We start from the raw sequence: 13575 nt of genomic DNA, 5'->3' as shown, positions 1-13575 counted from the left end.
GTGAGCGGATCTCGACGGCGAGACAGGGGGCCAGCGGGCTCGGGCTCAAGGCTAAGCGCAAGGTGATCGAGGCCTTTGCGGTATCCCGCAGGGCAGAGGTCCTGGCGGATCACGGAGGTTGAGAGCGGGCGGAAGGCGGACCGGCCGGCGCTACATCTGGCGAACCAAGGCGCGCTGTTTTCAGGGGTTCTCGCCGTTCGCCCGAAGTGTGCCATTTGCGGGGAGGAGTTAGACGGCGTTTTCATCGGCGATCTCCGATCAGAGACGAGCGCGATCAGGGCGCTTAGCGAAGCGTTCCACCAACTTGAGTGCCTCCCTCCCGTGCGGCACGACTTGCATGGAACAATCGCAACGTCGGCCTGTTGAGACGTGAATTCCCTAGTCCGGTGGAGCCGCCCGATGTTCATGCACAACAAGCGCCTGCAATACACGGTCCGCGTCTCCGAGCCAAATCCGCGGTTGGCCTGCATGATCATGGAGCAGTTCGGGGGCGCCGATGGCGAGCTTGCCGCCGCCATGCGCTATTTCACCCAAGGGCTGGGCGAGGATGACATGGGCCGCAAGGACATGCTTCTGGACATCGCGACCGAGTAGTTGAGCCACCTGGAAGTGGTGGGCTCCATCGTCACCATGCTGAACAAGGGGCTGAAAGCGCAGTTGGCCGAGGGGCAGATGAAGGAGGCGGACCTCTATCTGATGGTCGGTGCCAGCGGCACCAGCGCCAAGGAGTCGATCCTGTTCGGGGGCGCGCCGGCGCTTTGCGACTCTGCGGGGGTCCCGTGGACGGCGGCCTATGTGGATTCGCGCGGGGAACCCACGGTGGACCTGCGATCGAACGTCGCCGCCGAGGCGCGGGCGAAGATCGTCTATGAACGCCTGATCAACATCACTGACGATCCGGGTGTCCGGGACGCGCTGGCCTTCCTGATGACCCGCGAGGTGGCGCACCAGAAGTCCTTCGAGAAGGCGCTTTACGCCATCGAGAACAACTTCCCACCGGGCAAGCTGCCGGGGGTCGAGGCCTATGCCAGCATGTATGTCAACACCTCGCAGGGCGACGGCGATGCGACGGGGCCGTGGAATTCGGGCGAGCAATGGGACCGGGTGGACGACCTCGCGCAGGTGATGCCGGTGGACGGTGGCGATGGGCTGGCGACGGTCAAGCTGGCCGCGAAGGACCGCAAGGTCGCCGAGGCCCTGGCGGAACGGACGATGTCCGATCCGGCCACCGACCCGACGACGGGCGCTGACCTTGGTGCGGGCCCCGGCGCGGGGCGGACCCAGACGGGGGACATGGGCGGCACGTCGAAGCTCTGATCAGTCTTTGCCGTCCGGCGGATCGACGATCAGCCGGGCGGCATTCTGGCCGCGGAGATAGGTCCAGAGCCAGCTCCAGGCCACCACGACCCGGTTGCGGGTGCCGATCAGGAACAGGATGTGGGCAAAGCCCCAGATCCACCAGGCGAGCGCCCCGGTCAGTTTCACCTTGCCATAATGCACCACGGCCGAGCGCCGCCCGATGGTGGCAAGGTTGCCCGCGTGTCGATATCGGAACGGTGGGGGAGGGGCCTGTCCTGCCAGTCGCGCCTTGATCACGCGGCCCACGTAAGCGCCCTGCTGCTTCGCCGCCGGGGCAAGTTGCGGGACCAGCGTGCCCTCGGCCCAGGGAACAGCGGCCAGGTCGCCGATCACGAAGAGCTCTGGCCGCCCGACCACGGAAAGGTCCGGCTCCACGGCAATGCGGCCTCCGCGGTCCGCCGCGACGCCCAGCCACTTAGCCGCCGGGGACGCTGCCACCCCCGCCGCCCAGACCACGGTGGCGCTGGGGATCAGCTCTTGGCCGATCTGTACGCCGCCCTGGGTGAGGGCCGTCACCGGCTGGCCAAGCCGCAGGTCGACCCCCATTCGGGTCAGGGCGGCCTGGGCGTAGGCCGACAGGCATTCGGGGAAGGCGCCCAGCACCCGCGGCCCGGCTTCGATCAGGATGACCTGCGTCTCGTCCGGATCGATCCGGCGGAATTCCTTTCGCAGCGTGCGGTGAGCGAGTTCCGCGATGACGCCCACCAGCTCCACCCCCGTCGGGCCACCGCCGATCACCGCGAAGGTCATCAGCGCGCGGCGGCGGGCAGGGTCGGGTTCGACCTCGGCCTGTTCGAAGGCAAGAAGGATGCGGCGGCGGATCTGGGTGGCGTCCTCGAGCGTCTTCAGGCCTGGGGCCACGGCGGGCCAGTCGTCGTGGCCGAAATAGGCAGGGACCGATCCGGTGGCGATGACCAGCGTGTCGTAGGGGATGGGCTCGCCGCCTTCCACCAGCACCTTGCCCCCATCGATCCCCTTTACCGTGGCCATCACGGTCCGGACTTCGGGCCGGTTGCGCATGAGCCGGCGGATCGGCCAGGCGATCTCGGACGGTGACAGGATCGTCGTCGCCACCTGGTAGAGAAGCGGCTGGAAGAGGTGATGGTTCTTCCGGTCGATCAGGGTGATCCGCGCGCCCGATCCGTCAAGTGTCTTCACCGCCTGCAGCCCCGCGAAGCCCGCGCCGATGACCGCCACGTGATGCGGGTCCGTTCTATCCTGGATCTGCATGGTCTCTCCTGCTGCCCCACTGCCAACCCGGTGCACTGGCGCTTGTTCCGGTCCACGGATGGGCAACCTTTCCGCGTCTTGCGGGTTTCATCGGTCCAAGGGGAGAGCATCGAGATGACAGACATCGACCAGATGATCCGCAAACGGGCCTATCAGTTGTGGGAGGAAGCGGGGCGTCCCGAGGGGCGGTCCGAGGAGTTCTGGTTCCACGCCCAGGCCGAGGTCCATACGCGCCGCGCGGCCGAGGTGCGGACAGCGGGCCGGAAGGAGATGACCGCGCCGCCGAAGGACTGGGACATCGTCGATGAACAGTCTGACGAAAGCTTTCCGGCCAGCGATCCGCCCGGGAACTACTAGGCCCTGACCTTCTAGGCGTCGTCCTTCTCCTGCCGCGACGGCGCGGGTTTCGGCTGGCGGGTGGTCAGGTCGAACCGGTCGCCCTCGGCCAGGACGTGCAGTTTCAGCCCGTGGACCGACAGCGCCTGGTCCTCCCCGAGGTTGGCCACATTGCAGCGCGTGACCGCCGAGGCATCGAGGATGTAGACCGCCCCGCTGCCGCAGACCTTGAAATGGCCGTCCTCGACGATGACCGCGGTATCCTCATCGATGCCGATCCCCAGGTGGCTTGGGTTGTGCGCCACCGCCCCCACCAGCCGCGCGATGCGGCCCCGCTGTGCGAAGTGCTGGTCGATGATCGCCTCGGGCAGAAGCCCCAGGCCCGGCGCCATGTTCAACTCGCTGTCGCGGTAGGTCTCGTCCTGCGGGCCGGAGACGATCATCGTCCCGCTTAGAACCGACGCCCCGGCAGAGGTGCCCGCGATCAGCCCGCCCTTGCGCGAGATGTCGAGGATCCGGTCCAGAAGCGGCGTGCCGCCCAAGTGGCTGGTGATCCGCAACTGGTCCCCACCCGAAAAGAACACCGCCGCCGCGCCTTCCAGCGCTGCCAAGGCCTCGGGTCCGAAGGCTTCCTCCCGGTCACCAAGATACAGCTCGCAGACCTCCTGCACCCCCAAATCGCCCAGCGAGGACTGGTATTTCTCCAGCGTCCCCTCTGGCTCGCGTGAGGCGATGGTGGCGAGCACCAGTTTGCCCTTGCCCACGCGGCGGGCAACCTCTTTCAGAATCTTGCGGTCGCCCTGGTGATCCTCATGCCCGCCGATGATCACCAGGGGGCCTTAAGTCGGTTTTGTCATTGCGTCTCTCGCTTCGCCAGGTTGACCACGCGGGTGGGTGAGGCGCTGCTGGCCTGGGCCACGGCGAAGTGGGGGCTGTTGTGGTCCCAGCCGGTCGTGCCGTCGGGGGAAAGGACGATGCCGCCCGCTTCACCCGCGATCCGTGCGACATGGGACAGGGCCGCGGTGACTGCGCGTTCAGGGTCCATAAGCGGCAGAAGCTGCCAGGTCCGCGCGGCGAGCATCATCCGCGCGATGTGCTCGCCATCGCCGGAATAGGCCACCGCGCGGACCTGATCATCGGCATAGAAACCGCAGCCCGGATGTGGAGAGTCGCCCACCCGCCCTGCGGGCTTGCCGTCCAGCCCCCCGGTCGAGGTCCCGGCGGCGAGATGTCCGGCGGTGTCCAGCGCGAGGCATCCCACGGTGTCGTGCGCTTTCCGGGCCGCCTTCTCCTTCTTCTCGGTCTTCAGCTCGTCCGGCTTGCAAAGCTCCTGCCGGCGGTCGCGGGCATAGTCGCGGGCGGCGGGTCCCGCGATCAGGATCGCCTCGTCGCGCAGCATGGCATGGGCCACGCTGATCGGGTGCCGCACCCCCTGGATGATCGACACGCCGCCGACGTCGAAACTGTGCCCGTCCATGATGGCCGAACACATCTCTACCCCGCCCTCGGCATTGATCGCGCTACCGGTGCCGCAGTTGAAGGTCGGGTCGTCCTCCATCAACCGGATCGCCGCCTCGACCGCCTCCAGCGCCAGGCCGTCGCGTTCCAGCACCGCGCAACCGGCCACGAGCGCCGCCAGGCAGCCCGCGCGGTAGGCCTCGGCCTCGTCGTCCGTAATCGTCGTGGCCCCGCCGTGCAGGATGATCGCCCAGCTCATTCGGCGGCACCGGCCTGCAGCGGGTCCTGTCGCATCTCCGGGGTGAACCCGGTGATCTGCTGCCAGACCGCGTCGATCGTGTCGGCGGCGATGACCACCAGGTCACCGGGCCGGGCCTGCCGCAGGCAATGGTCGACGGCCTGCGTTTCGTCGGGGACCATCTCGATCCGCGTTTCGGGGCAGCCGGCGGCCATGGCACCGTCACGCAGAAGCCGCGGCACCTCGCCCGGCGCGCGGCCCCGGCGGTCGGGATCTTCGCGGAAGATGACCTGATCGAACAGGCCTGCCGCCAGTGCGCCCATCTCGGCCAGGTCACTGTCCCGCCGGTCGCCGGGGGCGCCGACCACGGCCAGCACTCGGGCATGGGCCGGACGCAAGCCGCGCACCAGCTTGCCCAGCTCGGCCAGGCCCTGCGCGTTGTGTGCATAGTCCATGATGACCCGCACCCCGTGATCGTCATGCACGTTCAGCCGCCCCGGCGACTGGTCATAGCCGGTCGCGAACCGCCGCATCGAGGCGCGGACGCCCTTCAGCGGGACGCCGTGGCAATGCGCCATCGCAATGGCGGCCAGGGCATTGGCCACGTTGAACTCGGCATGGCCGTCGAAGGTTGCCGGGATCTCGTGGACCTTCATGAAGTAGATGGCCTCGTGGTCCTCGTGGATCACGATGTCCCAGCCGTCCGCCATCTTCTGCCGGGCAATCGCCCGACCACCGTCCGCCACATGGCGCGTCAGGAAGTCCGGCCACTCCTTCTGGTCCAGCAGGGTGAAGTAGCAGATCTTCCCTCCCGCCACCTTGGCCATGCCGGCGGTCAGCGCGTTGTCGGCGTTCAGGACGCTCCAGCCCCGGTTGCGCACCGCTTCGACCACCACGGCCTTGACCGAGGCGAGGTCCTCGACCGTGTTGATGCCGTTCAGGCCCAGATGGTCCTCAGCCACGTTCAGCACCGCGCCGATGTCGCATTCGTCGAAGCCTAGCCCCTCGCGCAGGATGCCACCCCGCGCGCATTCCAGGACGGCCGCCTGGACGCTGGGTTCGCGCAGAACGATCCGTCCGCTGCGGGGACCAGAGCTGTCGCCCGTCCCGATCCGGTCGCCATTCAGATAGATGCCGGTCGTCGAGGTCACACCCACGACCAGGCCCGCATCCTGCAGCACCTGCGCCAGCATCCGGCCGGTCGTCGACTTGCCGTTCGTCCCGGTGATCGCAAAGATCGGCACCCGCCCGCGCGAGCCGTTGGGGAACAGAAGCTCCAGCACCGGACGCGCGACATTCCGTGGCCGGCCCTGGAAAGGCTCCAGATGCATCCGGAACCCGGGGCCCGCAGTGACCTCCATGATACCGCCGCCCGTTTCATGGACCGACTTGGTGATGTCGGGGCAGACGAAGTCGATGCCGGCGATATCCAGCCCCACGATCTGCGCCGCCCGCCGGGCAATCAGCGCGTTCTCCGGGTGGATCTCGTCCGTCCGGTCGATCGCCGTTCCGCCGGTGGAAAGGTTGGCGGTCGGGCGCAGGCTGACCATCTGGCCGCGGTCGGGAACGGTGTCCGAGGTCAGGCCGGACTGGGCCAGAAGATGCTCGGTCGCCTCGTCCAGTTTGATCAGGGTCAGCATGGACTTGTGCCCTTCGCCCCTGCGCGGGTCTTCGTTGACCTCGGCCACCAGGTCCCGGATCGACTGGCGCCCATCGCCCACCACATGCGCCGGCACCCGTTCGGCGACCGCCACGACCTCGCCCGCGACGACGAGGATGCGGTGGTCGAGGCCGATGAACTGCTGCTCGACAATGACCGTCGACCCGTGCTCCTTTGCCTGGGCAAAGCCCCAGCAGACCTCGTCCGCTTTCGTCAGCCCGATCGTCACCCCCCGGCCGTGGTTGCCGTCCAAGGGCTTTGTCACCAGCGGAAACCCCAACCGCCCGGCCGCCGCGACCGCATCCTCGGCGCTGCGCACCAGCTCGCCCTTCGGCACTGGCAGACCGGCCTCTTCCAAAGCGCCTTGGTGAAATCCTTGTCCGCCGCAGTCTCGGTCGCGATCAGGGAGGTGAGGTCCGAACAGCTGGCCCGGATGCGCTTCTGCAGATGGCCCTGCCCCAGCCGCAAGAGGCTGTCGTCGTCCATCCGCTGGATCGGAATCCCGCGCCGCAGGGCCTCTGCGCAAGGGACAGCGTCGTCGGGCCCAAGGCATGGTCGCTGGCCATCTCCTCGAAGCGGGCAAAGGCTTCATTCCAGGAGGTGAAGGCCGGATCTCCTCCAGGCCCTGGAGACCGCGAAGCTCCTCGGGAAGCAGGCTGTCCACCAGTTCCAAGGCCAGGCGTCCGGCTGCCAGCGCCACGACTTCGTCGGTGAAGTCGTACATCACATGGTAGACCCCGACCCGTCCCTCGACCGACCGGGTCTTGCCCCGCGTCGCCGTGGACCCCGCAAGCCCCTGCAGCTCCAGCGCCGCATGTTCGGCCACATGGCCCAGCCAGGTCCCCTCCTCCATCCGCCGCAGGAAACCGCCCTTCTCGCCATAGCTGCAGCCATGCTCGGCCAGGCCGGGCAGCGCCTGCACCAGCAGGGCGGCAAAGTCCGGCAGCCGGCTCGTCGGCCATTCCTCCAGCGCACCCAGGTCCAGAGTGATCTGGATCATCGGGTCATGGGAAAACCGGTTCGGGCCGCGAAACACGCGACAGTCGAGAACCGTCATGTGGCGCGCAGAGACGTGTTTTTCGGTGAACGTGAGAGTGGCAGGCATCGCGGGGTCCCCTGGTCATGCAACCGGGCCCTTTGCCTGGATCGTCATGTCGCAGAAGAACCCTGCAGGCAGACGAATGTTCCACCTCTCTCGTCAGCAGGTCCGTCAAACCAATGCGGCCAGCGTCACGTCGCGAGCAGCGCCACGAACTGCAAGTTGGACGCAAAGGTCTGCATCGCGAGGTCGCGGTGCCAACCAATCGCGAAAGCCGCTGCGTCGTTCGCCCCCACTTCGTAGCAAGCGATCGACCGCGGTGGGTTGCCCGCGCGCGCGTGGCGGGCCTGGCCCGAAACTTGTCAGCCCAAAAGGATGCATTGCGACCCTCGATTTAGCTCACGGAGGACACGGGAGTGCAGTCCTTGCGGATCAATGCATTGCGCTAGTCTGAAAGTGGAGAAAGTTGGATATCTGACCCATCCCCTCCGGCGCCCGTCGATCTCCGCCACGAGCGACACTGGGCCGGCCTGGTGCACGGAAGCGACCATTCGACAAACTGCATCGGGCGTCCACTATGGGCCGACCGGCGCCTCTCTGCGCCGGTCGACAATTTGGCTGCAGGTCGATCCCCTCCGACAGTGATACTGCGTCCTCGATGTCGACGCCGAGGTAGCGGACCGTGCCGTCCATCTTCGTATGGCCCAGAAGCAGTCGCACCGCCCTTCTTTGTAGATCTGTGCCACCTTTGTGCGCCTCATCGAACGCGTGCCGTAGGCGCTCGCCTCCAGGCCCAGTGACGTCACCCACCCCCGGACGATCCGCGCATACTGTCGGGTCGACAGGTGCAGGCTTCCATGGATTCGGCTGGGCCACAGGAACTTGAGGCAAATCATCTCGGGGTCGCGGATCCATTGCTCCAGGGATTGGCGGGTTGTCTCGGTGATCTCGAAGCGGACTGGTTTACCCGTCTTGCTCTGAATCATCGAGGCGCGTTCCTTCACACGACCCGCGGCGTAGACGTCCCGCACCCGCAGGCCGAAAAGGTCACGTCCGCGCAACTTGCTGTCGACCGCCATGTTGAAGAACGCGAGGTCGCGGGCATTGCCTGCGATTTCGAGCCGGATCCGAATTGACCAGACGTGCCTCGGCATCAGTGGTCGCTTCTGACCGACGATGCGTCCCTGTTCCAGGCGACGCGGGGAACAGGCCAATTCGAAGAAGGTCTTCCCTACGTTGCATCAAGCAGCGACCAGGGGACCGAATTCAATCTCGCACCACTGCCGGAATGTTGTCGGCGTTGCCGTTCGTGCAGAAGGTCCTGTAGCCGTGTCCATTCCTTCGTTCTTCGCGGTAAGCATGTCGACATAGGCCTGGACCATACCGTCACTCGCACCCATCGACGCCATCATGGCGGCGAACTGATCCATCGGCATCTCCTGATAGCGGACCGGTCGGCCAAGAACGCCGGACATGACCTCCGCCATCTCCTCGAACGAGATGTCTTCCGGCCCCATCAACGCAACCTCCTGCACGCCCTGCCAGTCCGGTGCCAGCAAGAGGCCCGACGCCACCGCCGCGACATCTGCCTTCGCCACATGGGGCATCTTGAGCCGTGCAGGGGTCGGTTGATAGAAGACACCATCACTTAGGATCGGCCCGGCCTGACGCTGGATGTTGTCCATGAGCGAGGCGCAGGTCAGGGCGCGGTAGTTCACGCCGGTGCTGCCGATCATGTCATCCATCTGAAGACTTGCCGTCACAAGGCCGGCAGGCTTCGGCCATCCGCGGCCCAAGGCGGAAATGCCAACGACATGCGTGACACCGGAGCCAGCCAACGCGGCGCAGAAAGCGCGGGAGAACTCCACATAGGCGGCTTTCGCGCTCGGGCTGTCCGGATTGCCCGGCGGCAACCAGAAGACGCTTTCGACACCAGAGATCGCGCGTCCGATCACGTCGGGATCGGAATGCGATCCTTCAACCACCTCGACGCGACCCCGTAAGCTCTCCGGCAGGCTCGAGGGCGTGCGCGCGATCACCCGTACGTCGTTCCGGTGCTTCAGCACATTCTGAAGAACGCGCGAGCCGATATCGCCTGAAGGCGTGGTTATGAGGATCATGGGTATCTCCGCTGGTTATCCTGACAGAGACTTATCGCCTGCCGTTGAACGTGCTATCGGTCAGAGTACAAAATTATTTCGCCATCGTTCAGGAACCCGCCATGGACCCCCTTTCGGACATGATCTCGCTGCTTCACCCGCAAGACTGCGTGGCGGCCGGGCTGGACGCGGGCGGTGACTGGTCGATCCAGTTCGGCCAGCACGCGGGGCTGAAATGCAACGCGGTGCTGAAGGGAAGCTGCTGGCTTGCGGTCGAGGGTGTCGCCGAGCCATTGCGACTGGAAGCCGGGGATTGTGTGATCCTGCCTCAGGGTCGGCCCTTCCTGCTGTCGGCGCGTAGGGCTCGTTTTGGCGAAGCTGCCGAGACGATCTATGCCCAGGTCCCGCACGGCAGCACGGCGGTCTATGGCGGTGGCGGCGACTTCTTCATGACCGGAAGCCGGTTTCTGCTGTGCGGTCCGGCGGCCAAGATCCTTCTGGCGACGCTGCCGCCGGTCCTGCGCGTTCGGCCCGGCCCGCAACAGGACGCAGTTCGATGGTCGCTTGACCGGATTGCCGAGGAACTTCGGATCCCGCGACCAGGTGGCGCGCTGTCCATTGCGCATCTCTCACATTTCGTCCTGGTCCAGGTCATCCGCTGCCATCTGGAAGAAGCGCCCCCCAAGGCCGGAGGCTGGCTGGCGGCAATCGCCGACCGCCACATCCTGCAGGCCACAGTGGCAATGCACGGTGATCTGACCCGTCCGTGGACTGTGCAAGAGCTGGCGGCGCGTGCCGGCCTGTCGCGGACCTCCTTCGCGGTTCGGTTCCGGGAGATCTCGGGGCTGACGCCAATCGGATATCTCACGCAATTCCGCATGCTCCTTGCCGCTGATCGCTTGCGCCGGACAGAGCATTCGGTCGCCCAGATCGCCGGTGAGGTCGGCTATGCCTCCGAAAGCGCGTTTGCGGTCGCCTTCAAGCGTGTAACAGGCTGCTCCCCGCGCAGGTACGCACTGAGCGGCGGGACATCTGCGCCACATGCAGAGCAGCCTGCACCGTCCTACCGACCGGCGACGACCTCCATGACGGCTTCGGACAGCTCAATCACCGCGGCGTTGCGGGTGTCGAAGTCGACCTCAGCCTCCGACAGGAACACGGCGATGAAATAGGGCTTGCGGTCCGGCGGTGTAATCATCGCCACGATGTTGCGATTGAAGTCACCGCTCCCCGACTTGTCCGCGACCTCCCAGCCCTCCGGAGTGCTTGCCCGGATCAAGGCACCGGTGACGCCACCCCCGCTCATCCAGTCGACAAGTTGCGCGCGCGATTGCGGTCTCAGGACATCCCCCGTCAGCAGCGTCTCCATGGTCGCGACCATCGCAGCGGGCGTGGTCGTATCGCGCGGGTCGCCAGGCGCGAAGGTATTCACCTCGGGTTCGCGGCGGTCCAGCCGGCTTACCGGATCGCCGATTTCTCGCAGGAACGCCGTCACGCTTTCCGGACCGCCAATCCGGTCGATAAGCAGGTTGGCTGCCGTGTTGTCGCTCATGTCGATCGTGGCAAGACACAGCTCTCCGACGCTCATCGTTTTGCCGACCATCGTTTCGGTGACAGGCGCATATTCGAGAATATCCCCGGCCTGGACCGAAATCCGTTCGTCGAGGTCAATCTCGCCTGTGTCGACCCGATGCAAGACGGCCCCACACAGCAGGGTCTTGAAAGTGCTGTTCATCAGGAACGGTTCGTCAGCGCGGTGGCTGAAGGACCAATCAGACCCGCTGTCCCGGATCAGAAGCCCGGCGCGAGCGTCGAGATCCTGCTCGATCCGGTCGATGGTTGCAGTCAGGCGCTGCTCCGGATCTTCGGCAGAGGCTGGTCCGCAAGTCAGCAGTCCGAGGGATAGGCCAAGAGCGAGCAAAGGGAGTTTTAAGGAATGCGTCGACATGGGTCTTCTCGTCCTTTTTCAGGGGCACGATTTCCCGCCCCGTCGCCCGCATGGGGCGAGGGATGACGGGAAGGCCATCAAGTGTTGGAGCTACGTGGCATCAGATGATGTCACGGTGATCCCCTTAGCGTGCTGCTTTACGGGCCTCAAACGACAAAGTATCACCCCCGGCATTAGCTGGAGTAATGTCGATGGATCGTCCGGACCTGCCGCTGAACGGCCTTCGCGTCTTCGAGGCCGCCTACAGGCAAGGCAGTTTCACGCGCGCTGCGATCGAATTGCGCGTCACCCAGGCGGCCGTCAGCCACCAGGTGGCACGGCTTGAGGACCGGCTTGGCGTTGCCCTCTTCGTGCGCGCATCAGGCGGTTTGGTGCCGACCGATGAGGGACGTGCTCTCTACCCTGTCCTGCAACATGGGTTCGACGCGATGGCCCGAACGCTGGACCGGATCACGGGACATCGGCACATCGAGACTTTGAAGGTCGGTGTCGTCACGACTTTTGCCGTGGGTTGGCTCATGCCGCGTCTTCCGGAGTTTCGTCGCGCCCATCCGTCCATCGATCTCCGCATTTCGACAAACAACAACCGCGTGGAGATCTTGCGGGAAGGGCTCGACATGGCGATCCGCTATGGCACCGGCTCCTGGCCGGGCCTGGAGGCTGAACTGCTGCTCGACGCGCCACTCGCGCCACTCTGCGCTCCGTCGATTGCTGAATATCTGACCAGCCCAGAGAACCTGGGCCGCGAAGTCCTGCTGCGAAGCTATCGCGCGGACGAATGGCCCCGCTGGTTCGCAGAGGCGGGGTCAGCCTGTCCACCCCTTACAGGCCCCATGTTCGACTCGTCCCTGGCCATGGCTGATATCGCGTCGGACGGCACCGGGGTGGCCCTCCTCCCCGTGGACATGTTCACCCGCCGCATTGCGGAGGGGCGGCTCGTTCAGCCGTTCTCGACGGTGCTGCATGCCGGTAGCTATTTCCTCACCTCGCCCGCCGACCGGCCGCCTACGCCCGCCATGGTGGATTTCCGAACCTGGTTGTTGGCGACCGCGGCAGGACCAACCTCCTGCGCGACGGACTAGCATCACATTTGCCCGCGAGACGGAATTGCCTGTGCCCGTCTGTACCGGAGCCATTCGATCCTATTCTTCCATAATCTTTTCGGCAAACTGCGCGATCGCATGTACAACGGCCGGAGAAATCGGAAGCGTTGGATTGGCGTAAGTCGCCAAGTTTTCCGAAGGATCGTCGGATGAGACGGTCTTCAGGACGTGATTGACGCCCGGCACAAGTGCAAGGGTTGCATGGGGTGCCGCACGGGCCAACTCTTGCGCGTCCGCGACGCTGACTTGCAGGTCGCGCGTGCCTTGGACGACAAGCACCGGAACCTTGACCTGAGCCGCCAGTTCAACCGGGTCGTAGGAAAACGCATCGATCAAGAAGCCCTGGACCTCGGGGGCAAACAACGGGCGAAGAGCTTCACTTATCGTACTCCCCTCGACCCGTTCCCCTCGCATCAGCGTCGTGAGCGCTGCATTGGCCTCGTCCAGAAAAGGAGCGTTCGCGGGATTGGCGCGCAGCTGTTCGCGTATCACGTCGTGCAATGGCCTGCCGATGCTCGCGATCAATGCCAACCCGCAAACGCATGGACTCCGCGACATGGCGGCCAGGGCGACCAGTCCGCCCTCGCTGTGTCCGACGACGATCACGCATCGTGCGCCATTCTCCGCGGGCAGCCGTTCTTGGATGGCGCTTGTCCAGGAAAGAAGGTCGTCGCCATAACGGGCGATGGTCGCGTCGTTGGGATCCGAAACTGCACCGCTGGATCCGAACATGCCGCGCTTGTCGATGCGCAGCGACGGAAAACCCCGCTCGGCCAGCGCTTCGGCAAGCAGGCGGTAAGGTCCAGCCGCGATGCCAAGCGGGGAATTGCCGTCGCGGTCGGTCGGCCCCGAGCCGGGCACGATCAGGAAGACTGGCGTCTTCGAGCGAAGCGGCTCCCGCCCGACCGGAAGGGTAAGGGTTCCCTTGAGCGGGCCTGTCGGCCCCGGCGCGGTCAGCTCTTCCTGCACAGACATTCCTCTTCCTACCTCCAATATTCATCTGTTGCGCTCACCGCCGGAGTCAGAGATGGCGCGTGGCCTCAGCAGAACGTGTGACCCTGAAGCAGGTCACGCAAGGTGCCGGAGTTGGGCGGCACAGGAGCTC

At 65.6% G+C, this 13575-nt stretch carries 10 protein-coding genes and 2 pseudogenes; 4 read left to right on the top strand and 8 right to left on the bottom strand.

Annotated features, from left to right (window positions below):
• The first annotated feature begins 399 nt into the window (after positions 1-399).
• Positions 400-1317, top strand: a pseudogene (locus ACE3Q6_RS04420) (manganese catalase family protein).
• Here the strand turns inward: ACE3Q6_RS04420 and ACE3Q6_RS04415 are convergent.
• Positions 1318-2589 (bottom strand): NAD(P)/FAD-dependent oxidoreductase, encoded by a 1272-nt coding sequence (locus tag ACE3Q6_RS04415; protein ID WP_374428969.1) that lies wholly within the window; start codon positions 2587-2589, stop codon positions 1318-1320.
• A gap of 114 nt (positions 2590-2703) precedes the next feature.
• On the opposite strand from ACE3Q6_RS04415, the gene ACE3Q6_RS04410 reads away from it, so the two are divergent.
• Positions 2704-2946, top strand: coding sequence for a DUF2934 domain-containing protein (locus ACE3Q6_RS04410; RefSeq protein ID WP_374428967.1), 243 nt, complete (start codon positions 2704-2706; stop codon positions 2944-2946).
• Positions 2947-2957: 11 nt separating this feature from the next.
• Here the strand turns inward: ACE3Q6_RS04410 and ACE3Q6_RS04405 are convergent, their stop codons facing one another.
• The 5 genes and pseudogenes from ACE3Q6_RS04405 to ACE3Q6_RS04385 form a co-directional block, all read right to left on the bottom strand.
• Positions 2958-3755 (bottom strand): cyanophycinase, encoded by a 798-nt coding sequence (locus ACE3Q6_RS04405; protein WP_374428965.1) that lies wholly within the window; start codon positions 3753-3755, stop codon positions 2958-2960.
• 23 nt (positions 3756-3778) lie between these two features.
• Entirely contained in the window at positions 3779-4642 is an 864-nt protein-coding gene (locus tag ACE3Q6_RS04400) for an isoaspartyl peptidase/L-asparaginase family protein (protein WP_374428963.1), read from the bottom strand.
• On the bottom strand, positions 4639-7386 hold the full coding sequence (cphA, locus tag ACE3Q6_RS04395; protein ID WP_374428961.1) for a cyanophycin synthetase: 2748 nt from the start codon (positions 7384-7386) through the stop codon (positions 4639-4641). The genes ACE3Q6_RS04400 and cphA overlap by 4 nt, the downstream gene beginning before the upstream one ends.
• Positions 7387-7941: 555 nt before the next feature.
• Positions 7942-8474 (bottom strand): annotated as a pseudogene (locus tag ACE3Q6_RS04390) (tyrosine-type recombinase/integrase); the annotation flags it as partial.
• Positions 8475-8561: 87 nt separating this feature from the next.
• Positions 8562-9440 (bottom strand): NAD(P)H-binding protein, encoded by an 879-nt coding sequence (locus ACE3Q6_RS04385; RefSeq protein WP_374428959.1) that lies wholly within the window; start codon positions 9438-9440, stop codon positions 8562-8564.
• 101 nt (positions 9441-9541) lie between these two features.
• Between ACE3Q6_RS04385 and ACE3Q6_RS04380 the strand changes: the two genes are divergently transcribed.
• Complete coding sequence (locus ACE3Q6_RS04380) at positions 9542-10591, top strand: AraC family transcriptional regulator (RefSeq protein WP_374428957.1); 1050 nt, start codon at positions 9542-9544, stop codon at positions 10589-10591.
• Here the strand turns inward: ACE3Q6_RS04380 and bla are convergent.
• A complete protein-coding gene (gene bla, locus ACE3Q6_RS04375; RefSeq protein WP_374428954.1) occupies positions 10483-11367 on the bottom strand; it encodes a class A beta-lactamase in 885 nt (294 codons plus the stop codon). The genes ACE3Q6_RS04380 and bla overlap by 109 nt on opposite strands.
• A gap of 185 nt (positions 11368-11552) precedes the next feature.
• Between bla and ACE3Q6_RS04370 the strand changes: the two genes are divergently transcribed.
• Positions 11553-12449 (top strand): LysR family transcriptional regulator, encoded by an 897-nt coding sequence (locus ACE3Q6_RS04370; protein ID WP_374428949.1) that lies wholly within the window; start codon positions 11553-11555, stop codon positions 12447-12449.
• Between the two features lie 60 nt (positions 12450-12509).
• On the opposite strand, the gene ACE3Q6_RS04365 is transcribed toward ACE3Q6_RS04370, so the two are convergent.
• On the bottom strand, positions 12510-13445 hold the full coding sequence (locus ACE3Q6_RS04365; RefSeq protein ID WP_374428946.1) for an alpha/beta hydrolase: 936 nt from the start codon (positions 13443-13445) through the stop codon (positions 12510-12512).
• Between the last annotated feature and the right edge of the window lie 130 nt (positions 13446-13575).

It is taken from the genome of Tabrizicola sp., assembly GCF_041913445.1.
Lineage (GTDB): Bacteria > Pseudomonadota > Alphaproteobacteria > Rhodobacterales > Rhodobacteraceae > Tabrizicola.
The sequence above is the reverse complement of the archived record's forward strand: the minus strand, read 5'-3'. Positions and strand labels throughout refer to the sequence as shown.